The organism is Streptomyces sp. CA-146814 (assembly GCF_050942385.1).
In the GTDB taxonomy this organism is placed as follows: Bacteria; Actinomycetota; Actinomycetes; order Streptomycetales; family Streptomycetaceae; genus Streptomyces.
Genome location: NZ_CP192068.1, coordinates 2,493,653 through 2,516,926, shown reverse-complemented (window position 1 = coordinate 2,516,926; position 23,274 = coordinate 2,493,653). Strand labels below are relative to the sequence as shown.

Here is a 23,274-nt window from a genome sequence, read left to right as displayed (position 1 = left end):
GCGTCCGCCCCGTCAGCCCTTGCACAGATCCGCGGTCTTCAGATCGACGGGCGGGATCTCCGACTCGCCGAACCCGTACGGCTCCAGCAGCTGCACATAGCGCGAGCGGTCCGACACGATCTTCTTCAGCTCGCGGTTGAAGGAGTCCCGCAGGTCCTCGTTGCCCTTGCGGAACACCGCGCCACCGGGCGAGAACTGCGCGTTGCCGTCGATCTGCGGCACGAACGGCTCGGTCACCTCGGTCTCCGGGTTGGTCTTCGCCAGCCAGCGCAGCGAGATACCGGTGAGCAGGAACGCGTCGACCCGGCCGCCCTTCACCGCGTCGGCCCCGTCCTGCGGCTTCTGCAACGTCTTGATCTTGCCCTCGGGTATGCCCGCACCCTTGGCGTAACCGCCTTCCACCGCACCGGACATGACGCCGATGGTGATCCCGGCCTCCTTGGCGGACTCCAGGTCGGTGACCTTCTTCGGGTTGCCCTTCCGCACCATCAGCGCGGTCGGCGAGATGAACTCCGGCTCGGAGAAGATCGCGTTGCCGCAGCGCTCCGGCGTGATGGCCATACCCGCGCTGACCACGTCGTACTTCCCGGCCTGGAGCCCCGGGATCAGCCCGTCCCACTCGGAGAGCGTCGGCTTCAGCTCCTTGACCCCGAGCGCCTGGAAGATCTCCCGGTGCAGCGTCGGCGCCTCGCCCTTCAGCTCCTTGCCCTCCATGTACCCGTACGGCGCCTCGTTGGCGTACGCCACCCGTACGAAGCCCTGCTCGCGGAGCTTGTCGAGGGCGCCCGCGCCGGTGGCCGCGCCCGCGTCGGTCTTGCTGCAGGCGGTCAGGAGCCCGGGAACGACCAGGAGGCCACCCACGGCCGCCGATCGGTTGAGGAAGCCCCGGCGGGAAAGGTGAGGAAAGTCAGCCATGGTTCGCGATCTCCTGGAGGTCGAACAGTCCGGACAGGGTGAGCGCCTGCCCGATCCCGTACGTCTATGCAGGAAGCCGGTCCATGTAACCGAACGGTGGCCGGAGGGTGACCTTCCCGTGGCCTGGTACGGGCGGAGGGTGACGAGGTCACTCCGGTGAGGAGCCTTCTTCCTCTGCGGAGTTGTCGGTCGACGGCACGTAACCCCGTTCCTTGTCGACCACGTTGGGCAACGGGCCACCATCCGCCCATAGTTCGTACATCGTCACGAACTGCTCACCGAGCCGGTCCCGCCAGCCGACCGTGTCCCCGCTCAGATGCGGCGAGACCAGCAGCCCCGGAACGTCCCACAACGGGCTTTCCTCGCCCAGCGGTTCATCGTCGAATACGTCCAGCGCCGCCCCCGCCAGCCAGCGCCGCTCCAGCGCCGACACCAGGTCCGCCTCCACCACGCTCGCCCCCCGCCCCACGTTGATGAACCGGGCCGAGGGCTGGAGCAGCCCGAAGAAGCGGGTGTCGAACATGCCGTACGTCGACGGCGTCAGCGGCACCGCCGAGATCACCCAGTCCGCCCGCGCCGCCAGCGGGTCCAGGTCCTCGACGCCGTGGATGGTGCGCCGGGCGGTCCGGCCCACCAGCGCCACCTGGACGCCCAGGCCGTGCAGCAGTCGGGTGATCTCGCGGCCGATCGGGCCCGCGCCGACGACCACCGCCCGCGAACCGGCCACCTGCTGCCCCTCCCGGTGGTGCCAGCGCCGCTCCCGCTGGAGGGCGAGGGTGGTGGGCAGGTCCTTGGCGAAGGCCAGCACCAACCCGGCCACGTACTCCGCGATCGGCCGCTCGAAGACGCCCCGCGCGTTGGTCACCACGGTGTCGGAGGCCACCAGCTCCGGGCAGAGCAGCCGGTCCACCCCCGCGCTCGCCGTGTGCACCCAGCGCGGCCGCGCCCCTTCGCCGGGCCAGGCCTCCCGTACCGCGTCGGAGGTGAAGTCCCACACCAGCAGCACATCGGCGTCCGGCAGCCGGGCGGCGAGCCCCGCCGCGTCCGTGCGCACCACACGGGCCCGGCCGGTCAGCCGGCCGAGGCGCGGGGAGGGATCGGCGTCGAGGACGAGAACGACGGGTTCCGGCATCGGTGGCTCATCACTCCGCAACGTCGCAGGCCGGCGTAGGCACAGGCAGGACCATGATCTCCGTACCGACCACGCTCGCAGCCGCTCCCGCGCCCGTCAACACGGCCCGTGGCGCGCCCCGCCGACCCGCCGCGACCGCGCCACCGGGGGAATACTTGACAGGGCCAGGGGCACCAGTGGCTTTCGGCGTCCGACGCGAAGGAAGGGTGAACATGACCACGACCGTAGGACTTCTCTACCCGGGCCACGCCGCCGAGGACGACTTCCCGCGGATCGAGATCACGCTCGACACGGACATCAGGCTGCCGCTGTTCTCCACCGAGGTGGCCGAGGACTCCTACCGGCGCGGCTCGCTGCTGGAGTCCGGTGCGCCGGACCGGCTCGCCGAGGGCACCGAGGAGCTGCGGCTCGCGGGCGCGGAGGCGCTCGTCTGGGCGAGCCCCGGCGGCAGCTTCGTGTACGGCTGGGCCGGCGCCCACAACCAGATCGCCACCCTCGCCCGGAGCGCGGGCCTGCCCGCCTCCAGCACCGGCTTCGGCTTCGTCCACGCCGTACGGGAGCTGGGCGCGTCCCGGGTCGCGGTCGGCGCCGCCTGGCCGGAGGACATCACGGTGCTCGTCGCGGAGTTCCTGGTGGCGGGCGGCGTGGAGGTGGTGGCCTCGCACAGCACGGGTCTCACCACGGACGCCGAGGTCGCGGGGCTGGGGCCGGAGCAGGTCAGGGAGCTGGCCCTCGCCGCGGACCATCCGGACGCCGAGGTGCTGCTGCTCCCGGACGCGGCGCTGCACACGGCCGCGTCCATCCCGGAGCTGGAGGAGGCGGTCGGCAAGCCGGTCCTCACGGCGAGCCAGGTGAGCGTCTGGGAGGGCCTGCGGCTCACCGACCGCCGCGTCTGGGCCCCGACGCTCGGCACGCTCTTCGCCACCCGCCCGCCGGCCCCGGGCACGGTGGAGCCGAAGGGCATCGAGGTACGGGAGTAGCGCGGCCCGCCCCCCTGGCACCCCTCCCGGAATAAACGGAGACCTCCTCCTGTTGTACGCCTTCGGTACGCAGACGTATACGCAGCCGCAGGACGAGCAGCACCGGGAGAGGGCCGACACGTGGACGAGATCCGAGGCGGGAACACGGGCGACGGGACGGGCGGCGACGGAATCCGGGGTACGGCGGCGGGCACCGCCCCCGTACCGCTCTCCGTGCTCGACCTGGTGACCGTGGGGCAGGGCCGCACCGCGACCCAGGCCCTGCGCACCGGCGTCGAGATCGCGAAGCTCACCGAGAGCCGCGGATTCCACCGCTACTGGGTCGCCGAGCACCACTCCATGCCCGGGGTCGCCTCGTCCTCCCCGGCCGTGATCCTCGCGCACATCGCCGCCCACACCGACCGCATCCGGCTCGGCTCGGGCGGCGTCATGCTGCCCAACCACGCCCCGCTGGTGATCGCGGAGCAGTTCGGCACCCTGGAGGCGATGGCCCCCGGCCGGGTCGACCTGGGCCTCGGCCGGGCCCCCGGCACCGACGGCGCGACGGCCGCCGCCCTGCGCCGCAGCGACCGGCTCAACGAGGGCGCCGACGACTTTCCCCAGCAGTTGATGGAACTCATCCGGTTCCTGGACGACGACTTCCCCGACGGCCACCCGTACGCCCGCATCCACGCCGTACCCGGCCCGGTCCAGGCGACCGCCGACGGCGGGGTGCAGTCCGCGCACCGCCCGCCGGTCTGGCTGCTCGGCTCCTCCGGCTTCAGCGCCCGGCTGGCCGGCACGCTCGGGCTGCCGTTCGCCTTCGCGCACCACTTCTCGGCGCAGAACACGATCCCGGCGCTCGACCTGTACCGCAGCTCCTTCCGGCCTTCCGCCGTGCTGGACGCCCCGTACGCGCTGATCGGCGTCTCCGCGCTGGCCGCCGACGACGAGCGCGAGGCCCGCCGCCAGGTGCTGACCGGCGCGCTCTCCATGGTCCGGCTGCGCACCGGCCGGCCCGGGCTGATCCCGAGTCCGGAGGAGGCGGCCGCGTACGACTTCTCGCCGATGGAGCGGGAGTTCGTCGACGGCTGGCTCGCCAACGTCGTCCACGGCACCGCCGACGAGGTCCGCACCGGCCTGGACGACCTGGCCAAGCGCACCGGCGCCGACGAGCTGATGATCACCGCCAACGCGCACGGCGGCGAGGCGCGGCTGCGCAGCTACGAGCTCATCGCGGACGCGTACGGGCTGCCGCGCGGCGCCTGAGCCGTACGGCCGTAGGCCCTCAAGCCTGCTCAGCCGCCGGCCGGGCCGTGATCAGCGCCGCGATCAGCTCCGGCGCCACGGCCCGCGAGTACAGCCACCCCTGCCCGGTGTCGCAGCCGATCCGGCGCAGCCGCTCCGCCTGCCCGGCCGTCTCCACGCACTCCGCGGTGACGGTCAGGCCCAGGCGGTGCGCCAGCTGCACCATCGCCTCCACGATCGTCTCGTCGGCCGGGCTCGGATGCGTACCGTCCTCGTACCGGAAGCCCTTCACGAACGCCCCGTCCAGCTTCAGGACGGAGACGGGCAGCCGGCTCAGGTAGGCGAGGTTGGAGTACCCCGTCCCGAAGTCGTCGATGGCGATCCGTACGCCCATGTCGCTCAGCGCCTGGAGCGCGCGCAGCGGACGGCCGCCGGAGCCCATCACCGCGGACTCGGTCAGCTCCAGCTGGAGCAGGCCGGGCGCGAGGCCCGTCTCGTTGAGGATCTGCGCCACGTCCGCCACCAGGTCGGAGTCCCAGACCTGGCGTACGGCGACATTGACGCTGATGAAGAGCGCGGGCTCGTCCGGGTGGTCCAGCTGCCAGCGGCGCGCCTGGCGGCACGCGGTGCGCAGGATCCACTGTCCGAGCTGGACGATCGAGCCGTCCTCCTCGGCGATCCCGACGAACCGATTCGGCGAGAGCACGCCGAACTGCGGGTGGTTCCAGCGCACCAGCGCCTCCACGCCGCGCACCACGCCGTCCGCCATGCCGACGAGCGGCTGGTACTCCAGCGTGAACTCGCCGCGCTCCACGGCGGGCCGGAGGGTGGAGGAGAGGGCCTGGCGGGTCATGCGGTGGGCGTTGCGCTCGGGGTCGAAGAGGGTCCAGCGGGCCCGGCCGTCGGCCTTGGCCCAGTACAGCGTGGTGTCGGCGGCCTGCATCAGACCGGTCGGCGAGACGCCCGCCACCGGCCGCTCCACCACGCCGATCGAGGCGGAGACGGAGAGCCGGTGCCCGGCCAGGTCGAACGGGTGCTGGAGGGCGGCCAGGACCGAGCGGGCCAGCTCGGTGAGTGCCTCCGTACCGCCGGAGTCCTCCACCAGGATCGCGAACTCGTCGCCGCCCATCCGCGCCACCAGCCGGCTGCCGCCCGGGCTGCGGCTCGCGTCGCTCTCGGCGCAGTCGTTGAGGCGTCCGGCGACGGCGGCCAGCAGCCGGTCGCCGATCCGGTGGCCGAGCGTGTCGTTGATGGCCTTGAAGCCGTCCAGGTCCAGGTAGCAGAGCCCGATCCGGCCGTGGCGCGGGAGCATCGAGTCGTCCTGGTACGGCGGGGTCTCCAGGGCCACCGAGAGCCGCTCGAAGAACAGCGTCCGGTTGGGCAGCCGGGTCACCGGGTCATGCATCTGGAGGTGGCGCAGCCGGTCCTGGAGCTCGCGCCGGTCGCTGATATCGGCCACCGTCAGCAGGACCCGCGCGGGCTCCTCCGCCGACGTTCCCGTCATCGGTACGACGGTGACCTCGGCCCACAGCGTGCGGCCGTCGGGGTGCTTGAGGCGGCGGGTGCAGCGGAAGCGGGAGCGGCGGCCCTGGAGCACCTCGCGGTAGGCGTGCCAGGTGCGGTCGTCGGAGGCCAGATCCACCAGCTCGCACGCCTGCCGGTCGGCCAGCGCCCCCGCCGTCGTACCGAGGAGACCGCCGAGAGCTTCGTTGGCCCGGACGATCCGTCCGCCCCGGCCGTCCACGACGGCCATCGGGAGCGTGGCGGCGTTGAAGGCGGCCCGGTGGTCGCGCAGCTCGGCGGCGGCGGTGTCCGCCGGGTCCCGGAGCGGCTCGGCGGGCGGTGCCGTACGCGCCGGGGCCCGGCGTGCCGTATGACGCTCCGTGACCGGTGGGGCCACGGCGTCCGGGGATGTGCCTGCCGGGGCCCTGGGCCCTTCGGAGGTTCCGCTCACCGCTCGCTCCCGCTGTGAAGGTTGTCGTGAACAGGTGGGGTCGGACAGGGCACCGGGTGGTGAACCCGTGAAGGGGCCCGATCCACGCGGGAAAGCGTGGTGAAGCATAGAGGGTGGCGCGTCGGGCGTTCCAGCTCGCATCCGGCCACTGGTTGTGCGAACGGCCGGTCTGCGCCGTTCCGCTTTGCCCGCTCCTGATGGTTTCTGAGCGGTTCTGTTGCATCCGGGTGTCGATCCGACCGATGGTGACGTTCCGTGAAGGTCAGGGGTTGGGTGGCGTCGAGCGGTCGAACCTGCGACCCGTGGGGCTCCTGTGACCCGTGTGGGGCAGCACAACAGGACGCATCCCCCTGAACCGGCACAGGGTGGACGACACGTACCGCGTTCCCCAGCCGGAGGTCGATGTGCAGCGTGAGCCCGAGCCCGGGGGAGCGGAGCGGTGGAAGCTGCGCAGTCTCGCGGCCGCTCTGACCTCCCTTCTGGCGCTCGCCGCCACCTCGCTCGTCGCCGGACCCGCCGCGGCCGCCGTACGGGACGCGGCCCCGTGCGAGCTCCGCAGGACGGAGGCGCACCACTCGCTGGGCCTGGACAGCTGGAACAGCGCCTACCCGCAGCCCGACCGCCACCTCGACGCGGTCATGATCTTCCTGTCGTTCCCGGACGCCGAACCCGCCCTCACCCCCGAGGTGCTCACCGCCGACCACTTCCCCGCCACCACCCGCTTCTTCGAGCGCGCCAGCTACGGCAGATTCACCTTGCGCCCGCACCCGCAGCGCAGCTGGACCCCGATGCCCCGCCCCTCCACCTGGTACGGCATAGAGCGCGACTGGGACGCCAGGAAGCGCACCGCCTACCTGCGCGACGCGATCGCCGCCGCCGACAAGGACGTCGACTTCTCGGCGTACGACATCGTCTACCTGGTCGCCGACCCGGACGCCCCGGGCGTGGACTCCGATGCCACGAAGGTCGTCAACTTCGACCGGCCGCTGCGCGCCGACGGGACCGACATCCGCCGGGTCGTCACCGTCTTCGAGCAGCACCCGCCGGACCGCAACGTCCTCGCCCACGAGACCGGGCACGTCTTCGACCTGGCCGATCTCTACCACCGGCCCACCGACGGCAAGGGCGACTGGGACACCTACGTCGGCGACTGGGACGTCATGGGCAGCCAGTTCGGCCTGGCGCCCGACCTCTTCGGCTGGCACAAGTGGAAGCTCGGCTGGCTGGGCGGGCCGCAGGTCGTCTGCGTACGCGGCTCCGCCGATCTCACCCTGGAACCGATCGCCGCCGCGCCCGTGCCCGGCGGGTCGATCGGGACACGGCTGGCCGTCGTCCGGACCGGCGAGGACAGCGTCCTGGCCATCGAGGCCCGCGGCGCCACCGGCAACGACCGCTCCACCTGCACCGAAGGCATCCTGATCTACCGGGTCCGCGGCTCCACGGCCTCCGGCGGCGGCCCGGTCGAGGTGATCGACACCCACCCGGAGACCGGCTCCTGCTGGGACCGCTCGGTCTACCCGCCGCTCGCCGACGCGCCGCTCCTGGAGGGCGAGACCTACACCGTGCCGGGCGAGCGCACCCGGGTGGAGGTGGCCGACCGCACCCCGTCCGGCTCCTGGACGGTACGGATCACGGCCGGAGTCTGAGCCGCGTACACCACGGAAACACGAAGAAGCCCCCCGCTTCCGCGAGGGGCTTCTTCTGTCGGTGCGCCGTCAGGGACTCGAACCCCGGACCCGCTGATTAAGAGTCAGCTGCTCTAACCAACTGAGCTAACGGCGCCTGCTGACGTCGTAGACATTAGCACCCTGATCGGCCCGAGGAAAAATCGTATGCCCGGACCCCTGAGCCACCGCCGACCGGCTCACCCGGACACAGGCCCAGAGCAGCACATCGGGCCCGGGCAACCACGGGTTACGGGTGTCCGGAGCCACCAGCCAGCGCGGCCCTGAACCACCGGACGGGCAGGTCAGCGGCGGTACGGTGACGGCGTCGCCGGTGCCGTGACAGAGCAGCGGCGGCACCTCGCCGCGCTGCGCACCGCTCCCCGAACCCCACTCCTCCCAGGCCAGCAGCGAGGGCAGCCGCTGGGCCGTCCCGGGGGCCGCGAAGAGCAGCATCCGGCCCCGGTGCACGGCCACCGGACCGGTGCCGGGGCCCTCGGCCCAGAGCCGCTCCACCATCCGCCGCCCGAACACCGCCGGCACGTTCACGACGTCGAACTGGGAGCCGCACGGCAGCACACCGGGCGCGGCCGGGCGCTCCTCCCACTGCGCGAGCGTGGAGCGGGGGTAGGCGGAGGCGCCCGCCAGCCAGGCGGCACCGGCGGCGGTCACCTGCGCGGCGTGCGCTCCGGTCTGGTCCCGCAGCAGGGCGAAGATGTCGACGGCGTGGGGCGCGGCGGGGCCGGCCTGGAGGGTCGTTTCGTCTTTCAGCCAAGCGCTCATGGAGAAAAGGTCTACCGGGAGTGACCGAGCTGATTCCGAGAGTTGCCGGAAACCGGGACAGGGTGGGAGGGGAGGGAGTATCTTGCCCACCCGGAATATGCCACGGGACCTGACCTCCGGCCTGGGAGCATCCTCCGGCCCGGCCCCGCGGGGATTCAGGTGGAGGACGCGTCCAGCAGGGACCGGCCGAACTCGATCATCTTCTTCGCGTAGTCCTCGGTCCACTCCGCGCGTTCCGCGACATCCGCCGCCGTCAGCCGGTCGAACCGGCGCGGATCGGCGAGCTGCGCCGCCGCCATCGCCTGGAACTCCACCGAGCGGTCCGTCGCCGCCCGGAAGGCCTGCGTCAGCTCGGTCGCGCGGGCCAGCAGCTCGCGCGGGTCGTCCATCGACTCCAGGTCGAAGAAGTGCTCCGGATCGGCCACCGCCTCCGACGGCTCGAAGAGCAGCGGCGCGGGGCGCAGCCGCTGCCGTTCGTTCCGCTCGGACTGTGTCATGTGCTGTTCCTCCTTGAGGGGGCGTCCTCGGGGGCGTCTTTCCCGGACGGCCACCCTCCATTGTCCAACCCGGCGCAAGAGGGCCGGAGGGCTTGTGGGGCCTAGGGCCTCCACCGCACCCGGTGCTCGGCGAGGTGGGCCAGGACCGCGTGGTTGGCCTCCCAGCCGTCCGGGAACTTCACCGTGACGCCGAGCTGCACCGGCTCGGTCGACGGGTGCTCGTCCAGCAGGTCCGCCACGCCTTCCCGGCACACCACGATGCAGGCGTGCCGGTGGCGCGAGGCCAGCACGCAGAGGCGGCCCGTCTCCAGGTGGAAGGCGGTGGCGTCGGGTCGGCCGGAGAGCGGGTGCAGGACCACCGTGACGTCGAACTCGCGGCCCTGGAGGCGGTTGGCCGTGTCCACCGCCACCCCGGTGACGCCCAGCTCCGCGAGGGCCGCCCGCACCGCCGCCGCCTGGTCGCGGTGGGCCGTGCCGACCGCCACCCGGTCCGCCGTCACCGGAACGGGCTGCTCCGCCCGCTCGCTGGTGGCCACGCCGCCCCGGTCCAGCAGCCGCCGGACCACCAGCGCCACCGCCCGTACCGCCTCGGGGTCCGTACGCGGGGTGTGCCGGGCCGGCAGCTCCAGCAGCCCCCACCCGGCCTCGGCCGCCTCGTCCAGCACCCGGTCCGGGCCCGACCCGTCCGAGGCCACCCCGAACGAGAGCTTCCGGTCACCGTGGCCCGTACCGCTGCGGAACGGTGTGTACGGGTAGAACGCGTCCGACACCAGCGGTGCCGCCGACGCCGGGAGCCGCCAGGAGACCGGCAGCCGGTGCTGCGGCAGCTCCGGATTGTGCGCGAGCAGCGTGGAGACCGCGCTCGCCGACGGGTCGTAGCTCAGCCCGGCCCACTGGTCCGCGCCCACGATCGAGAACGGGTCCAGCTGCCCCGGGTCCCCGACGAACAGCGCCCGCTCGAACAGCCCGGCCACGGCCAGCAGCGCGTCGGACCGCATCTGGTACGCCTCGTCGACGATCGCGTGCCCCCACGGCTCCACGTTCTTCACGTGCGCCCACTTGGCGGCCGTCGAGATCACGATGTCCAGCCCGGCCAGATCGGCCGCCTTGGCCGACTTCGTCACGTTGTCGAGGCTGTCGAGCACCTTGTCGTACGGGTCGGAGTCGCTGCTGTGCAGCCGGCCCACCGGCAGCTCCGGGTCCTTCTCGGCCAGCCGCACCACCAGGTCGTCGACCTGCGCGTTCGTCTGCGCGATCACCATCAGCGGGTGCCCGGCGGCGGCCAGCTCCAGGGCCGCCCGGACCACCAGGGTCGACTTCCCGGCGCCGGGCGGTGAGTCCACGACGATGCCCTTGCTGCTTCCGCGCAGGGTGTCGTCGAGGATCGCGCCGGTCGCCCGCGCCGCCTCCGCACCGGGGTCGAAGCCGGTCCTCACAGCGGTGCCTCCGGGATGGCCGGGGGCGGTGCGGGGGTCGAGGTCACAGCAGGTCCTCCGGGGTCACGGGGTCGGGGTGCTCGGCGCGCAGGGCCGCGTCCGCGCCGGGCGGGCCGCCGTGGGTCCACGGGGTCTCCTCCGGGTCCGGCAGCTTCGGCCCGCCGCGCTGGTCGTGCTCGAACAGGGTCCAGGCGATCCGCTCACCCGGCTCCGGCAGCGAACCGGGCGCGGGCTCCTTGCCCCGGCCCATCCGGTCCATGATCCGCAGCACGAGCAGGATCTCGCCGTCCCGGTCCGCGTCCTCCTCGGACCGGACGAACTCCGCCGTCTGCGGCTTGCCGTCCAGCGAGCGGTACACCTTCGTCCGCTCGCCCAGGTGCGGCCGCTCGTCCGTGCGGAGGGTGACCAGCGGGCGCGGCGAGGGCCGCTTGGACTCGGTGTACGCCATCTCGACGTCGGTCACCTCCGCCAGGAACGCCTCGCCCGCCAGCCGCCGCCCGGCCAGCACCAGCGGATCGTCCAGCGCCTCCTGCGCCTCCAGCTGCGCCTGCGCGGTCTCGCGGGAAGCCAGCTTCTGCGCGGCCGTCACCGCGTCGTCGCGGCGCGGCTGCGGCGGCTCGCCGGAGCTGACCCGGTCCCGGTGGGCGGTGAAGGACCAGCGGTCGCGGGTCCAGCGGTCCTCGGCCCGGGACCCTTCGGGCAGCTCGCGCAGCAGGTCGAGCCCCTGCCACACCTTGTCCCAGGTCGGCAGCATGACGTTGGCGAGGAGGGAGCGGATCTCGCGCTCGGCCTTGCTCAGCTCGCCGAGCCGCCCGTCCGCCGCCAGTCCGTCCTCGGCCGCCGCGAACGCCTGACGGGCCCGGTCGTACCGCTCGATCGCGGGGGCGAGGAGGCGGTTGTCGAAGTCCGGGTCGGTGGCGGGCCCGGCGGGCGGGCAGAGCAACTGCCCGTGCTGGTCGCGGTCCAGCTCGGCGGCGAGGGCGGCCTCCGCGCCGCTCACGTCCCCCGGCGGGTCGATCCAGGCGAGCAGCGCCCCCAGGTGCTGGTCCTCCAGGCTGCTCTGGCCGGTCGCCCAGTGCCGGTTCAGCAGGTCCGTGGCGGCGAGCAGCAGCGAGGAGCCGGGCACCCGGGCCCGCTCCCCGTAGTGCGTGAGCCAGCGGCCGAGCAGCGGGACGCGGGCCGGGGCCGGGTACGGCGTGTCCGGGTCGTCCTCGGCGGTCCGGCGGAACCGCATGGACCGGCCGAGGAGGCGCACGAACTCGATGCCCGCCCGGCTCGGCACGATCAGCTGCGGCGCGTCCGTGCAGAGCTCGACCTCGACCTTGGTCTTCTTGCCGGTCGCCGGATCGGTCTCGTTGCGCTCGGCGGGCTCGACCACGTCCGCGTACGCCTCGATGTGCGGAAGCACCGCCTCCGCCAGCTCGGCCAGGAACGCGAACCGCAGGTCGCGGTCGCGCGGCTGGGCGACGGCGAGGAGGCGGGGCTGATCCCGGTCCGTGCCGACCAGCGCGCCGAGCGGAGCTCCGGCCTCCCCGGCGGTGGTCAGCGGCACGATCACCAGCGGGCGGTCGGTGAGGTGGCGGTGGCGGACGGTCGCCAGTGGCTGCGCGCGGCCCGAGTCGACCGCCTCCAGCCGGGCGAGCGTGGTGATCAGCGACATGCGGCACCCGCCTCTGCCGGAGCCTGTCCGCGCACGGCGGCGGCGCTCTCCCTTGCATCGGCGCGCAGGGCCGCCGCACTCTCCAGCGCCTCGGCCCGCAGCGCGGCGGCCCGGCGCAGCGCGGCCACGGTCGGGTCGACCGGGTCGCCCTCCTTGCCCGCGGCGGCGGCCAGCACCCCGGCCACCGTGGTCAACCCGCCCAGCTCGCCGCGCACGCTCCGGCCGAGCGTCTCCACGGCCCCTTCGGCCCGGGACCGCGCCCGGCAGTGGAAGGCCAGCTCGCAGGCGGCCAGGCACTCGGGGGCGTAGGCGGCGGTGACGGCGGAGACGGCGGACTCCAGCTCCTGCGGCGAGCACGCGGGATCGAAGGTCGTCCCCTCGGGAAGGGCCTCGGCGATGTCCTCGATACGCGTCAGCCGGGTCAGCTGGCGGCGGGTGACAGCACGCTGTTTCCGTACGTCGACGACCGAGGCGGTCGGCAGGTTGGAGAAGTCCTTCGGGCAGACCAGCAGCACCTGGTGGCCGACCTCGGCCCCCTCGGTCATCGCCGCGACCCGCTCCAGCGCCAGCACGTACACCGCGGCCTGGCGGGCGGCGGCGCCGACCTTCGCGGCGTCGGCGGAGGCGTCGATCATCGGGAACGACTTGATCTCGACCACGGTCCAGCGGCCGTCTGGATGCACCACCACCGCGTCCGGCTCCAGATAGGCCGGGGAGCCCGCCACCTCCAGGGCCAGCATCGGGTGGTCCAGCAGCGCCCAGCCGCCCGCCGCCGTGGCCTCGCGCAGCGCGAGCGCGGTGCGCGCGGCCCGGCCCTCGGGCCCTGCGGCGCTCAGGTCGGGTGTGGCGGCGTCCGGGCCGGGAGCGGGGGAGGGGCCGCCGAGCCGCTCGTACAGCAGGCGGAGCAGCTCGGCGCCGCCGTCCGCCTTGACCTTCGCCTCGAACGCGTTGCCCCGCATGAAGGCGAACTGCGACTGCCCGAACGGTGCGGGAGAGCCGAGCGCCTCGGCCAGCACGCCCTTGTCGACCCCGGCGCCGTCGAGCAGGGCGCGGCGCTTGCAGCCCGGGTTGGCGGCGAGAGCGGCGAGCGCGCGGGCGTCGAGCGGGTGCGGTGCGACGGAGGGGCCGCGCAGCTCAGCGAGCCGCTGCCGGAGCGTCGTCGTTGGCCGAGGCGCCGGTCGCTGCGCCTGGACCTGCGCCTGGACCTGCGCCGGTCGCTCTGCCTGCGCCCGCGCCGTCGGCTGCCGCGTCGGGGGAATCTGCGGAGGAGGTCCGCTGGCCGGGGATTCGCTCACCCGCGGAAGTCTTGCATCCGGCACTGACAATCGGGGACTTCACGGGCTCGGAGGCGGTACGCACGGTGGCGTAGGCGGTCCGCAGCCGCCCCTTCACCCGGTCGGCCAGCCGGATGACCGGCCTGGTCAGCAGGGCTCCGAGCCCCATCACGGCGGCGCCGGCCACCGCGTCCAGGAAATAGTGGTTGGCGGTGCCCATGACGACGATCGTGGTGATCAGCGGGTACGCGACGCCGGCGGCCCGGAGCAGCGGGTGCTTGGCGTGGCGCCACAGCAGGACGCCGCACCACAGGGACCAGCCGACGTGCAGGCTCGGCATGGCCGCGTACTGGTTGGTCATCCCGCTCAGCCCGCGCGGGGCGCTCGCGCCGGCGCCCCACCACCCGTACGCGCTGTACTGCGCCATCGTGTCCACGAAGCCGTGACCGGCGTCCAGCAGCCGGGGCGGGCAGGTCGGCACCAGGGTGAAGCCGATCAGACCGAGCAGGGTCGAGTTCATCAGCCAGACCCGGGCCGCCCGGTACGCGGCCGACCTGCGCCGGAACATCCAGATGAGGATCGCCGGAGTGACCAGGTAGTGCAGGGACGCGTACGCGAAGTCGGCGGGTATGCCGATGGACGGGGTGCTGGTGAAGAGACGGTTCAGCGGGTGTTCGGCGTTGAGGTACAGCGCCTGTTCGAAGCGGAGGATCGCCAGGCCGTTGTCGACGGCCGTCGACACGTCTCCGCGCACCAGGAGGCGGCCCAGCGAGTACAGGCCGTAGACCACCGCGATGAGTGGGAGCTCCGTCCACCAGCGGGGCCGGTGACCGGTCGCGGGCAGGGCGGTGGCGTGCGGCATCCGGTGGCTCCCCCATGTTCATGCGGCCGACGGCGGACGTTCAACCGTAAGGCGGCGGTCGGCCGCCCGCTCCCCCGGGGCCCCCTTGCCGGACGCCCTCCACGCAGCCTGCCCCGTCACGGCTCCGGTACCGCGGCGGAGGGCTGCGCAGAGAGGGACGCCGGCCTGGCCCCGGAGGTTGCCTGCCGGTGCGGTACGGGATGATGGACGGCCCAGCACCACCGTTCCAGGGAGAGCCTCCATGGCACCGCGCATCCTGCTCGCTCGGCATGGCCAGACCCAGTGGTCGGTCCAGGGCAACCACACCGGCAGGACGGACATCCCGCTCCTGGACACCGGTCGTGAGGGCGCGAAGCTGCTCGGCGAACGGCTGCACCGGGCGCCGTGGGCCGGACTGCCCGGCGTCGAGGTTCGCACCAGTCCGCTGGTCCGGGCCTCCGAGACCTGCGAGCTGGCCGGGTTCGGGGAGCGGGCCGAGGCGTGGGACGCGCTGATGGAGTGGGACTACGGGGCGTACGAGGGGCTGACCCCGGCGCAGATCAAGGCGGACCGGCCGGACTGGCTGATCTGGCGCGACGGGGTCCCGGAGGGGGAGTCCCTCGCCGAGGTCACCGCCCGGGCGGACGAGGTGGTCGCCTGGGCGCGCTCGGCCGACCGTGACGTGCTGGTCTTCGCCCACGGCCACATCCTGCGCGTGCTCGCGGCGCGCTGGCTGGGCGAGGACATCGCCTTCGGCGCCCGCCTGCGCCTGGAGCCGACGTCGCTGTCGGTGCTGGGGTGGGCGTACGGCGCGCCGGCGATGGAACGCTGGAACGACACGGGGCACCTGGAACGCTGACCCGCGCCTACCTCAGCCCGTCCGGTGCTCCTGTATGCGGCGAAGGCCGTGCACTATGCCAGCCCGTCCGGTGGTCCTGTACGCGGCGGAGGCCGTGCACTATGCCAGCCCGTCCGGCGTTTGAGGACGGAACCGTCGAGCACGTTCCGGGTGCAGGCATGGGTCTCCCGCGCCACGGGATCCGAAAGGGTGCCCACTCACCCGGGCAAGGGTTCCGTCCTCAAACGCCGGACGGGCTGAAGATGCGCACCCGGGCAAGGGTTCCGTCCTCAGACGCCGGACGGGCTGAAGATGCCCACCCCGGCAAGGGTTCCGTCCTCAGACGCCGGACCGGCTGGGGGCGCCCCCGGACTCCCGGTGGCGGGCCAGGAAGGTCGATGCCGCCGACCCCCCACCCGGCCGGGCCCCCAGCACCCGTGCCGCCCCCGCCACCATCCCCCGGATCCGCGAGGACTGGACCCGGTCCAGCAGGTCCAGCACCTGGTGGCCCGTGGCCGCCGCCTCCTCCACCCGCCCCGCCCGCGCCAGATCCCCCGTCAGCTGTGCCCGGTACAGCGCCAGGTTCCGGGTGAAGTGCGCGTCCTGGAGCGCCGCCGCCCGCCGCCCGTGCCGCGCCGCCCGGGACCAGTCGCCCAGCGCCGACCAGCACTGCGCCTCCAGCAGCTCCAGCTCCGCCTCCCGGAAGAAGCTCATCCACTCCGGGTCGCCACCCGCCGGCCCCCGCTCGAACGCCGCCCGCGCCCGCCCGATCGCCCGGTCGCACCCCGTACGGTCCCCGAGCCCCGCCCGGCCCCCCGCCTCCCGCAGCGCGAGCAGCGCCAGCAGCCGGGGCGAGCCGAGCGTGCGGGCCGCCCGCTGTCCGGCCTCGGCCGCCCGTACCGCCTCACGCGGCCGCCCCGCGTCCCGGGCCAGGAACGACGTGTTGCAGAAGGCGTGCGCCTCAAGACCCGCGTCGCCCGCCAGCCGCGCCGTCGCCAGCGCCTCCGCGTAGTGCGAGCGGGCGTCGTCGAACCGCCCGGAGTCATGGGCCAGCCATCCCACCGAGATGGCCAGCTCGCCCGCGCCCGCGTGCAGCCGGTCCGCCGTCGCCCGGCGCGTCGTGGTCCCGGCGTCCAGCAGCTCGTACGCCGCCTTCAACGGCCGCGCCGCCTGCCGGTAGAGCCCGTCTCCGCCGTGCCGGTCGTCCAGTACGCGGATCCGCCGTACCGCCTGCTCGACGGCGTCCACCTCGCTCTCGCCGACCCGGCGCTGCGCGGGCAGGGAGATCCTGGCGGCGGAGGCGGGCGTTCCGCCGAGCCCCAGGGAAGCGGCGGCCACCGTGGCCGTACCGCCCATCATGAACACGCGACGCAGCACGTCGCTCTCCTCGTCGGTGTGGTGGGACCCGTCAGGCGCAGGGGGCACGGCGGGCTCGGAGACGACCCGCGCCCCCCGTCCCCGTACGCTCTCGCGGGCCGAGAACCCCAGGTCGGCCAGGGAGGTGCCGGGGAACATGTGCAGGAAGACCCGTTCGTACGCGTAGTTGGGACAGCGGATCTCGCCGGACTCCACGCGTCCGATGTACCGGGCGTCGCACGCGACCTGCTCACCGATCTCGCGCGCCGCTCTGCGGACGGCGGCGGCGAACTCTCCCGCCGAGCGCTGTCCGCGCAGCTGGCGGAAGACGAGGTTGGGAACTGCCCCTGTCGACACCATGGCCGGCCCCTCTCTGGTGCAAGCGGTGCAAGTGGTGCATGCGGTGCAAGCTGTGCGAGTCGCGCGAGCCGGGTCCTGCTCTCCGGTGTCCCGGCGGAGCAAGAACGTACCTGCTGTGACCGGGAACACACGCGGCGATTCCTCGCATATATGTACATCTCGCCCGCGATCCGCCATGAACTGCCACCCTTTGCGGCGGTCCGTTCCCGTAGCCCTTGACGCTCCGCCACCGTTGGTCCATGTGGAGACGGAGTGTGGCTCCGTTCGGCGATGAGAGGAGGGGTTCCCTTGCTGCACATCGGCATGGAGACCGGCTCACGGACGACCGCGACGAACCCGACGACGACCACGACCCCCACCCCCACCAAGGACCTGGCACCGGCGCCCGCGCCGGTCGAGCAGTCCTGCGACCTCGTCACCGTCCCCGCCCGCCAGGGGCTGGAGGCCGTCGACATCCTCCGCCGCGGCCGGGACCAGGAGGCCGTCGGCCCGGTCCTGCACAACGGCGCCTGCGACACCCTCGGCTTCCTCGTCCCGCCCGGCACCGCCGACGCCTGGGACGTGCCGGGCAGCGCCTGTACGCGGACCGACGGCCGAGGCCTGCGCCTCCCGGCGGGCCCGCCGCCCGCCGCCGGTTCCGGCTGGCTGCTCCCACCCGCCGAGGACGCCCCGGTCACCGACCCCGCCGCACTCCGCGCCGCCCTCGACCTGGCGGCCCGCCTGCTGGAGGCGGCCGACGGCTGCAACTGAGCCGGCACCCGCCACCGGAGCCCATAATGGCCGTACGGGCGGAACCTCCGCCGCTGCCGGTATCCCGGGCCCCCACCAGCAAGGACCAGCGCACGTGGCACGTCGAGGAGCGCCGGCCGGAGGCAGGAAGCAGCAGCAGGACCGCCGAGGCGGCCGGAGCGAGCGGGAACCTTTCTCCGGCCCCGTCGACAGTGGCCGCGCCGAGCTCGTACCGGACCGGGAGCGGCCCGACGGCTGGGCGTTGCTGCTCGACGGTGCCCCGCAGTCCCACGTGGACCTCGGCGACCCGGCGCACCTCTCCTTCGCCTACCAGCGCCGGCTCGGCCACAGCATCGACCTCGCCGCGCCCCCGCTCCAGCCCCTGCACGTCCTGCACCTCGGCGGTGGCGCCTTCACCCTCGCCCGGTACACCGCCGCCACCCGCCCCCGCTCCACCCAGCAGGTCGTGGAGGTCGACGCGGCGCTCGTCCAGCTCGTCCGCGACCGGCTCCCGCTGGACCCGCAGGCCCGCGTCCGGGTCCGGGCGATGGACGCCCGCGCGGGGCTCGCCAAGCTGCCGGACGGCTGGGCGGACCTGGTCATCGCGGACGTCTTCAGCGGCGCCCGCACTCCGGCGCACCTGACCACCGCCGAATTCCTCACCGACGTACGCCGGGTGCTGAAGCCGAGCGGCCAGTACGCCGCCAACCTCGCCGACGGTCCGCCGCTGGCCCATCTGCGCGGCCAGGTGGCCACCGCCGCCGCCGTCTTCCCGGAACTGGCGCTCGCCGCCGACCCCGTGGTCTGGCGCGGCCGCCGCTTCGGCAACGCGGTCCTGCTCGCCTCCGCGCTGCCGCTACCCGTCGCCGAGTTCACCCGCCGGGTGGCGAGCGACCCACACCCGGGCCGGGTCGAACACGGGCGGGCGCTCACGGACTTCACCGGCGGCGCGGCGGTCGTCACGGACGCGGCGGCCAAACCGTCACCGGCACCGCCGCCGTCCGTCTTCGAGAACCCCTGAGCGAACGGCTTACGGCTCCACGACCTGCACCGTCGGCGGCGTCCCGTTCCAGGTGCAGAAGACCGAGTACGTCTTCCCGTCCACTCCGCCACCGTCGCTGAAGTCGACCCGGATCCAGGCGTCGTTCGTCCACACCTGCATCGACCAGCCCGGCTCCGGCGTCGCCGAGACCAGCTTCGCCGAGCTCTTCCCCAGCTCGAACACCACCCGGCCGCCGTCGGTCCGGTATCCCTTCACCTCACCGGAGCTCGCGGCCGCCGTGGAGGGCGCGGGCTGCTTCGGCGGGGCGCTCGACGGCGTGGGGGAGGGGCGCGCGGCGGACGGTGAAGGGCTCGGACTGCTGCTGCGCGCCGAGGGGGAGGGCGAGGGGGAGGGCGGTGGCGGGGTGCGGTACGTGGACGAGACGAGCGGCTCCTCGGTGGACTGCCCGATCCGCTGCGGGGCGCCGCCGCCCACCGAGATCGGCACGGCCCGCGGCGGGTCGTACGCCGTCCCCGTCATGACCGTGTGCACACCCCACCACGACAGCGTGACCGCCGCGCCGGTGGCGAGCGACCACGCGAGCGCGTGTACGAGTCCTCGTTGCATCGGGCACATCCTGCACCACGCGCCCCTGGACTGTCCCCCTCCGGTACCCCTTGTTCCGTTTCCGTTCCGGCCTTTGCGGAGGATTCCGGCGAGGTGGGACGGGGCGGGGACCGGGCCCGGCCGGATGGCGTACGGTGCCGCCCATGGCAAGTGTGCTCGTGGTCGAGGACGACCAGTTCGTACGTTCCGCCCTCATCCGGCACCTCAGTGAGGCCTCCCACACGGTACGGAGCGTGGGCACCGCGCTCGAAGCGCTGCGCGAGGTCGCGCACTTCCGCTTCGACGTGGTCATCCTCGATCTCGGGCTGCCCGACCTGGACGGCGCCGAGGCACTCAAGATGCTGCGGTCCATCACCGACGTCCCGGTCATCATCGCCACGGCCCGGGACGACGAGAGCGAGATCGTCCGGCTCCTCAACGACGGCGCCGACGACTACCTGACCAAACCTTTCTCCGTCGAGCACCTCTCCGCCCGCATGGCCGCCGTGCTGCGCCGCTCGCGCGCGGCCGGGGACCAGGCGCCGCCGCCCCGGGTCATCCGCGTCGGCGGCCTCGCCATCGACCCGCTGCGCCGCCGCGCCGAACTGGACGGCGCCGAACTCGATCTGACCCGCCGCGAGTTCGACCTGCTGACCTTCCTCGCCGGACGCCCCGGCGTGGTCGTCGCCCGCAAGGAGCTGCTGGCCGAGGTCTGGCAGCAGTCGTACGGCGACGACCAGACCATCGACGTCCACCTCTCCTGGCTCCGCCGCAAGCTCGGTGAGACCGCCGCCCGGCCGCGCTATCTGCACACCCTGCGCGGCGTCGGCGTGAAGCTCCAGCCGCCCGCCGAAGCCCCGGCCGTGGAGCCACCCGCATGAGATGGGCCCTGGTCAAGGTGTGTCTGGCGGTCACCGCGATGGTCGTCATCGCCTTCGCCGTACCGCTCGGGCTCGTGATCCGGGAGATGGCCAGCGACCGGGCCTTCTCCGATGCCGAACGTCAGGCCGCGATGATCGCCCCGGCGCTCTCCATCACCACCGACCGCGAGGAGCTGACCCGGGCCGTCCTCTCCACCGAACCGGGGGACCAGGGCCGGCTCGCCGTCCACGTCCCGGCGCCGGACAAGGCGGCGGACGGAACCGTGGGCGAGGCGCTGGACATCGGCACCCGGCGGGCGAGCCCGAAGGACGTCGAGACCGTACGGAAGGCCGGCCGCGCCTCGATCACCGAGGCCACCGGCGGCTTCGCGCTGCTCCAGCCCACCGCGCTCTCCACCGGTGACATCGCGGTGGTGGAGGTCTTCGTCCCAGAGGGCGAGGTCTCCAACGGGGTCGCCACCGCCTGGCTGATCCTGGCGGGCGTCGGTGTGGCGCTGATCGTCGGCTCGGTGGCGGTCGCGGACCGGCTCGGCGTACGGATGGTCCAGCCCGCCCAGCGCCTCGCGGGCGCCGCCCAGGACCTGGGGGAGGGGCGGCTGGCCACCCGGGTGCCGGAGGAGGGCCCCACCGAACTCCGGTCCGCCGCCGTCGCGTTCAACTCCATGGCCGACCAGGTCGTCCAGCTCCTGGCCAACGAGCGCGAGCTGGCCGCCGACCTCTCGCACCGCCTGCGCACCCCGCTCACCGTCCTCCGGCTCAACGCGGCGTCGCTCGGCGAGGGCCCGGCGGCCGACCAGACCCGGGCGGCGGTCGAGCAGCTGGAGCACGAGGTGGACACGATCATCCGGACCGCCCGGGAACAGCGCCCGCAGACCCAGGGCGTGCAGACGGGCGCCGGATGCGACGCCTCCGAGGTGATCCGGGAGCGCATGGGCTTCTGGTCGGCGCTGGCGGAGGACGAGGGCCGGAAGGTGCGGCTCGCGGGAGTGGACCGTACGGTACGCATCCCCGTCGCCCGACCCGAACTGGCCGCCGCCCTGGACGCGTTGCTCGGCAACGTCTTCCGCCACACCCCCGAGGGCACCGCCTTCGCGGTCGACGTCCACCACAGCGGCGACGCGGTCATCGTCCTCGTCTCGGACGCGGGCCCCGGCATCGCCGACCCGGAGGCGGCCCTGGCCCGAGGCGCCACCAAGCCGGGCGCGGTCGGCTCCACCGGCCTCGGCCTGGACATCGTGCGCCGGGTCGCCGAGTCCACCGGCGGCGACCTGCGCATCGGCCGCTCCGTGCTCGGCGGCACGGAGGTCCGGATCTGGATCGGCCTGCACGGCAGCAGCCCGGAACGCGGCCGCCGCGGCCACGGCCGCCGGGTCACCCGCCGCTTCGGCCGCCCCCGCCGCAAGGAGCCCCGCACGGCGGCCGGCCCCGCCACCTCAGGGCCCTCTTAGCCGCACCTTAAGCGCGCCCTAAGAACATCAACTCCGGTCCGTAAAGCCCGCTTTGCCCGTTCCGCTGCCGCTAGCGTGCTCCTCGCAACCCCGAAAGAGATCCGGCAGGACTCGGCAGGGCACAGAGCACGTACACAGAGGCAGGCAGGGCACGTTGATGGGTTCCCGTACACACCGCCGCACGGCGAGCGCGCGCACCAAGACGGTCGGTGCGATCGTTGCCGCGGCCGTCATCGGCGGGACGGTCTTCGCCCTGACCGGTACGGCGCAGGCGGCGGCGGTCGGGGCCGCGTACACCCGGACCAGTGACTGGACCGGCGGCTACACGGGCCAGTACGTCGTCACCAACGAGACCGACAAGACCCTCACCGACTGGACGCTCCAGTTCGAGCTTCCGGCCGGCACGAAGATCGGCTCGCTCTGGAACGGCGAGCACACGGTGCGGGGCAACCGCGTCACCGTGAAGCCCGCGAGCTGGGACAAGGAGCTGGCCCCCGGCGCGTTCGTGACCGTCGGCTTCGTCACCTCGGCCACCTCCGCCACCGGCACCGCGGGCGACCCGGCCTCCTGTCTCATCAACAACGCCACCTGCTCCGCCGGCGGCCCGGCCCCCACCCCCAGCGGCCGCCCGACGGATTCCCCCACGACCGGACCCACGCCCACCCCCACCTCCTCCGCCTCTCCCACCGCGTCCGCGTCCCCCAGTGCGAGCGCATCGACCCCCACGCCGGCCCCCACCGCCACCGGTCGCCCCGGTGGCGGCGGGGAAACCGGCTCCCGATTCGCCCCCTACATCGACACCTCGCTCTACCCGGCCTACGACCTCCTCGACACCGCCACCAAGACCGGGGTCGACGAGTTCCACCTCGCCTTCATCACCTCCGGCGGCAGCTGCGCCCCGCTCTGGGGCGGCGTCACCGGGCTCGGTGACGACCAAGTGGCCAAGCAGATAGGCGCGTTGAGGGCCAAGGGAGGTGACGTCCGGGTCTCCTTCGGTGGCGCGGCCGGTGCCGAACTCGCCCTGAACTGCGCCTCGTCCGCCGATCTCGCCGCCGCGTACGGCAAGGTCGTCGACGCCTACGACCTCACCAAGGTCGACTTCGACATCGAAGGCGCCGCGCTCCCCGACGCGGCCGCCAACACCCGCCGCGCCCAGGCCATCGCGCAGCTCCAGAAGACGTACCCGGACCTGGATGTCGCCTTCACCCTGCCCGTCATGCCCGAAGGGCTGACCCAGCCCGGCATCGACCTGCTCGCCGACGCGAAGAAGAACGGCGTCCGGGTCGACGCGGTCAACATCATGGCCATGGACTACGGGCCCGCCTACAGCGACGACATGGGCGCGTACGCCATCCAGGCGGCGACCGCCACGCAGGCCCAGATCAAGGGCGTGCTCGGGCTCTCCGAGGCCGCCGCGTGGCAGGCCGTCGCCGTCACCCCGATGATCGGCGTGAACGACGTGGTCACCGAGATCTTCACGGTCGAGGACGCCACCCAGGTCGTGAAGTTCGCCCAGGAGAAGGGCATCGGCCGCCTGGCCATGTGGTCCGGCACCCGGGACAAGGCGTGCCCGGGTGGACCGAAGCCGGCCGCCGACGCCACGTGCAGCTCGATCGACCAGGAGCCGCTGGCCTTCACGAAGGCGTTCGCCGCCTTCGGATAGCCCCGCAGACCACCCCGTACCCCCCACACGCGCGCCCCGGCCTGGTCA

Annotated in this window: 20 protein-coding genes and 1 tRNA gene; 9 read left to right on the top strand and 12 right to left on the bottom strand. The window is 73.6% G+C overall.

Annotated features, from left to right (window positions below; all coding sequences use genetic code 11):
- Positions 1–12 precede the first annotated feature (12 nt).
- Together ehuB and ACQP09_RS11045 are read right to left on the bottom strand one after the other, a co-directional pair.
- Positions 13–915 (bottom strand): ectoine/hydroxyectoine ABC transporter substrate-binding protein EhuB, encoded by a 903-nt coding sequence (ehuB, locus tag ACQP09_RS11050; protein ID WP_433398024.1) that lies wholly within the window; start codon positions 913–915, stop codon positions 13–15.
- Positions 916–1,063: 148 nt separating this feature from the next.
- Positions 1,064–2,047 carry a D-2-hydroxyacid dehydrogenase gene (locus tag ACQP09_RS11045; protein WP_433398023.1) on the bottom strand — a complete coding sequence of 328 codons (984 nt, stop codon included), beginning with the start codon at positions 2,045–2,047 and terminating at the stop codon, positions 1,064–1,066.
- A gap of 212 nt (positions 2,048–2,259) precedes the next feature.
- Between ACQP09_RS11045 and ACQP09_RS11040 the strand changes: the two genes are divergently transcribed.
- Positions 2,260–3,027, top strand: a complete 768-nt coding sequence (locus tag ACQP09_RS11040; RefSeq protein WP_433398021.1) for a maleate cis-trans isomerase family protein — start codon at positions 2,260–2,262, stop codon at positions 3,025–3,027.
- Between the two features lie 120 nt (positions 3,028–3,147).
- The gene (locus ACQP09_RS11035) at positions 3,148–4,275 is read left to right on the top strand and encodes an LLM class flavin-dependent oxidoreductase (RefSeq protein ID WP_433398019.1); all 1,128 of its coding nucleotides are present in this window, start codon (positions 3,148–3,150) and stop codon (positions 4,273–4,275) included.
- Between the two features lie 19 nt (positions 4,276–4,294).
- Here the strand turns inward: ACQP09_RS11035 and ACQP09_RS11030 are convergent, their stop codons facing one another.
- The gene (locus tag ACQP09_RS11030; RefSeq protein WP_433398017.1) at positions 4,295–6,208 is read right to left on the bottom strand and encodes a putative bifunctional diguanylate cyclase/phosphodiesterase; all 1,914 of its coding nucleotides are present in this window, start codon (positions 6,206–6,208) and stop codon (positions 4,295–4,297) included.
- Between the two features lie 365 nt (positions 6,209–6,573).
- Here ACQP09_RS11030 and ACQP09_RS11025 point away from each other — a divergent pair, with 365 nt between their 5' ends.
- The gene (locus tag ACQP09_RS11025) at positions 6,574–7,854 is read left to right on the top strand and encodes a M6 family metalloprotease domain-containing protein (RefSeq protein ID WP_433398015.1); all 1,281 of its coding nucleotides are present in this window, start codon (positions 6,574–6,576) and stop codon (positions 7,852–7,854) included.
- Between the two features lie 62 nt (positions 7,855–7,916).
- Here ACQP09_RS11025 and ACQP09_RS11020 read toward each other — a convergent pair.
- From ACQP09_RS11020 to ACQP09_RS10990, 7 genes are all read right to left on the bottom strand, one after another.
- Positions 7,917–7,990 (bottom strand) — tRNA-Lys (locus tag ACQP09_RS11020).
- Positions 7,981–8,655, bottom strand: a complete 675-nt coding sequence (locus tag ACQP09_RS11015; RefSeq protein ID WP_433398014.1) for a bifunctional DNA primase/polymerase — start codon at positions 8,653–8,655, stop codon at positions 7,981–7,983. Before ACQP09_RS11015 ends, ACQP09_RS11020 begins: the two co-directional genes overlap by 10 nt.
- Positions 8,656–8,810: 155 nt before the next feature.
- The gene (locus tag ACQP09_RS11010) at positions 8,811–9,152 is read right to left on the bottom strand and encodes a hypothetical protein (RefSeq protein ID WP_433398012.1); all 342 of its coding nucleotides are present in this window, start codon (positions 9,150–9,152) and stop codon (positions 8,811–8,813) included.
- 101 nt (positions 9,153–9,253) lie between these two features.
- Entirely contained in the window at positions 9,254–10,588 is a 1,335-nt protein-coding gene (locus ACQP09_RS11005; RefSeq protein WP_433398010.1) for an AAA domain-containing protein, read from the bottom strand.
- A 43-nt stretch (positions 10,589–10,631) separates the two neighbouring features.
- Complete coding sequence (locus ACQP09_RS11000; RefSeq protein WP_433398008.1) at positions 10,632–12,248, bottom strand: hypothetical protein; 1,617 nt, start codon at positions 12,246–12,248, stop codon at positions 10,632–10,634.
- Positions 12,239–13,381, bottom strand: a complete 1,143-nt coding sequence (locus ACQP09_RS10995; RefSeq protein ID WP_433406551.1) for a hypothetical protein — start codon at positions 13,379–13,381, stop codon at positions 12,239–12,241. Before ACQP09_RS10995 ends, ACQP09_RS11000 begins: the two co-directional genes overlap by 10 nt.
- Position 13,382: 1 nt before the next feature.
- Entirely contained in the window at positions 13,383–14,384 is a 1,002-nt protein-coding gene (locus ACQP09_RS10990) for a phosphatase PAP2 family protein (protein ID WP_433398006.1), read from the bottom strand.
- A 241-nt stretch (positions 14,385–14,625) separates the two neighbouring features.
- Here ACQP09_RS10990 and ACQP09_RS10985 point away from each other — a divergent pair, with 241 nt between their 5' ends.
- A complete protein-coding gene (locus ACQP09_RS10985) occupies positions 14,626–15,222 on the top strand; it encodes a histidine phosphatase family protein (protein WP_433398005.1) in 597 nt (198 codons plus the stop codon).
- A 318-nt stretch (positions 15,223–15,540) separates the two neighbouring features.
- Here ACQP09_RS10985 and ACQP09_RS10980 read toward each other — a convergent pair whose 3' ends face one another.
- Positions 15,541–16,917: a tetratricopeptide repeat protein gene (locus ACQP09_RS10980; RefSeq protein WP_433398003.1), complete on the bottom strand. Its 1,377-nt coding sequence runs from the start codon at positions 16,915–16,917 to the stop codon at positions 15,541–15,543.
- Between the two features lie 288 nt (positions 16,918–17,205).
- Here ACQP09_RS10980 and ACQP09_RS10975 point away from each other — a divergent pair, with 288 nt between their 5' ends.
- Positions 17,206–17,667 (top strand): hypothetical protein, encoded by a 462-nt coding sequence (locus ACQP09_RS10975; protein ID WP_433398002.1) that lies wholly within the window; start codon positions 17,206–17,208, stop codon positions 17,665–17,667.
- 94 nt (positions 17,668–17,761) lie between these two features.
- Positions 17,762–18,667 carry a spermidine synthase gene (locus ACQP09_RS10970; RefSeq protein ID WP_433398000.1) on the top strand — a complete coding sequence of 302 codons (906 nt, stop codon included), beginning with the start codon at positions 17,762–17,764 and terminating at the stop codon, positions 18,665–18,667.
- 9 nt (positions 18,668–18,676) lie between these two features.
- Here the strand turns inward: ACQP09_RS10970 and ACQP09_RS10965 are convergent, their stop codons facing one another.
- Positions 18,677–19,255, bottom strand: a complete 579-nt coding sequence (locus tag ACQP09_RS10965) for a hypothetical protein (RefSeq protein ID WP_433397998.1) — start codon at positions 19,253–19,255, stop codon at positions 18,677–18,679.
- Between the two features lie 143 nt (positions 19,256–19,398).
- On the opposite strand from ACQP09_RS10965, the gene ACQP09_RS10960 reads away from it, so the two are divergent.
- The 3 genes from ACQP09_RS10960 (at position 19,399) to ACQP09_RS10950 (ending at position 23,226) form a co-directional block, all read left to right on the top strand.
- Complete coding sequence (locus ACQP09_RS10960) at positions 19,399–20,115, top strand: response regulator transcription factor (protein WP_433397996.1); 717 nt, start codon at positions 19,399–19,401, stop codon at positions 20,113–20,115.
- Positions 20,112–21,563: a sensor histidine kinase gene (locus ACQP09_RS10955; protein ID WP_433397994.1), complete on the top strand. Its 1,452-nt coding sequence runs from the start codon at positions 20,112–20,114 to the stop codon at positions 21,561–21,563. The genes ACQP09_RS10960 and ACQP09_RS10955 overlap by 4 nt, the downstream gene beginning before the upstream one ends.
- A 157-nt stretch (positions 21,564–21,720) precedes the next feature.
- Complete coding sequence (locus tag ACQP09_RS10950) at positions 21,721–23,226, top strand: glycoside hydrolase family 18 protein (protein ID WP_433397992.1); 1,506 nt, start codon at positions 21,721–21,723, stop codon at positions 23,224–23,226.
- Positions 23,227–23,274: the final 48 nt, after the last annotated feature.

Excerpts from the sequence above, each read along its gene's own strand:
- ACQP09_RS10950 (WP_433397992.1), top strand. The coding sequence starts at position 21,721 with ATGGGTTCCCGTACACACCGCCGCACGGCGAGCGCGCGCACCAAGACG.
- ACQP09_RS10955 (WP_433397994.1), top strand. The coding sequence starts at position 20,112 with ATGAGATGGGCCCTGGTCAAGGTGTGTCTGGCGGTCACCGCGATGGTC.
- ACQP09_RS11010 (WP_433398012.1), bottom strand. The coding sequence starts at position 9,152 with ATGACACAGTCCGAGCGGAACGAACGGCAGCGGCTGCGCCCCGCGCCG.
- ACQP09_RS10980 (WP_433398003.1), bottom strand. The coding sequence starts at position 16,917 with ATGGTGTCGACAGGGGCAGTTCCCAACCTCGTCTTCCGCCAGCTGCGC.
- ACQP09_RS11015 (WP_433398014.1), bottom strand. The coding sequence starts at position 8,655 with ATGAGCGCTTGGCTGAAAGACGAAACGACCCTCCAGGCCGGCCCCGCC.
- ACQP09_RS10965 (WP_433397998.1), bottom strand. The coding sequence starts at position 19,255 with ATGCAACGAGGACTCGTACACGCGCTCGCGTGGTCGCTCGCCACCGGC.
- ACQP09_RS10960 (WP_433397996.1), top strand. The coding sequence starts at position 19,399 with ATGGCAAGTGTGCTCGTGGTCGAGGACGACCAGTTCGTACGTTCCGCC.
- ACQP09_RS11040 (WP_433398021.1), top strand. The coding sequence starts at position 2,260 with ATGACCACGACCGTAGGACTTCTCTACCCGGGCCACGCCGCCGAGGAC.
- ACQP09_RS11045 (WP_433398023.1), bottom strand. The coding sequence starts at position 2,047 with ATGCCGGAACCCGTCGTTCTCGTCCTCGACGCCGATCCCTCCCCGCGC.
- ACQP09_RS10990 (WP_433398006.1), bottom strand. The coding sequence starts at position 14,384 with ATGCCGCACGCCACCGCCCTGCCCGCGACCGGTCACCGGCCCCGCTGG.
- ACQP09_RS10985 (WP_433398005.1), top strand. The coding sequence starts at position 14,626 with ATGGCACCGCGCATCCTGCTCGCTCGGCATGGCCAGACCCAGTGGTCG.
- ehuB (WP_433398024.1), bottom strand. The coding sequence starts at position 915 with ATGGCTGACTTTCCTCACCTTTCCCGCCGGGGCTTCCTCAACCGATCG.
- ACQP09_RS11000 (WP_433398008.1), bottom strand. The coding sequence starts at position 12,248 with ATGTCGCTGATCACCACGCTCGCCCGGCTGGAGGCGGTCGACTCGGGC.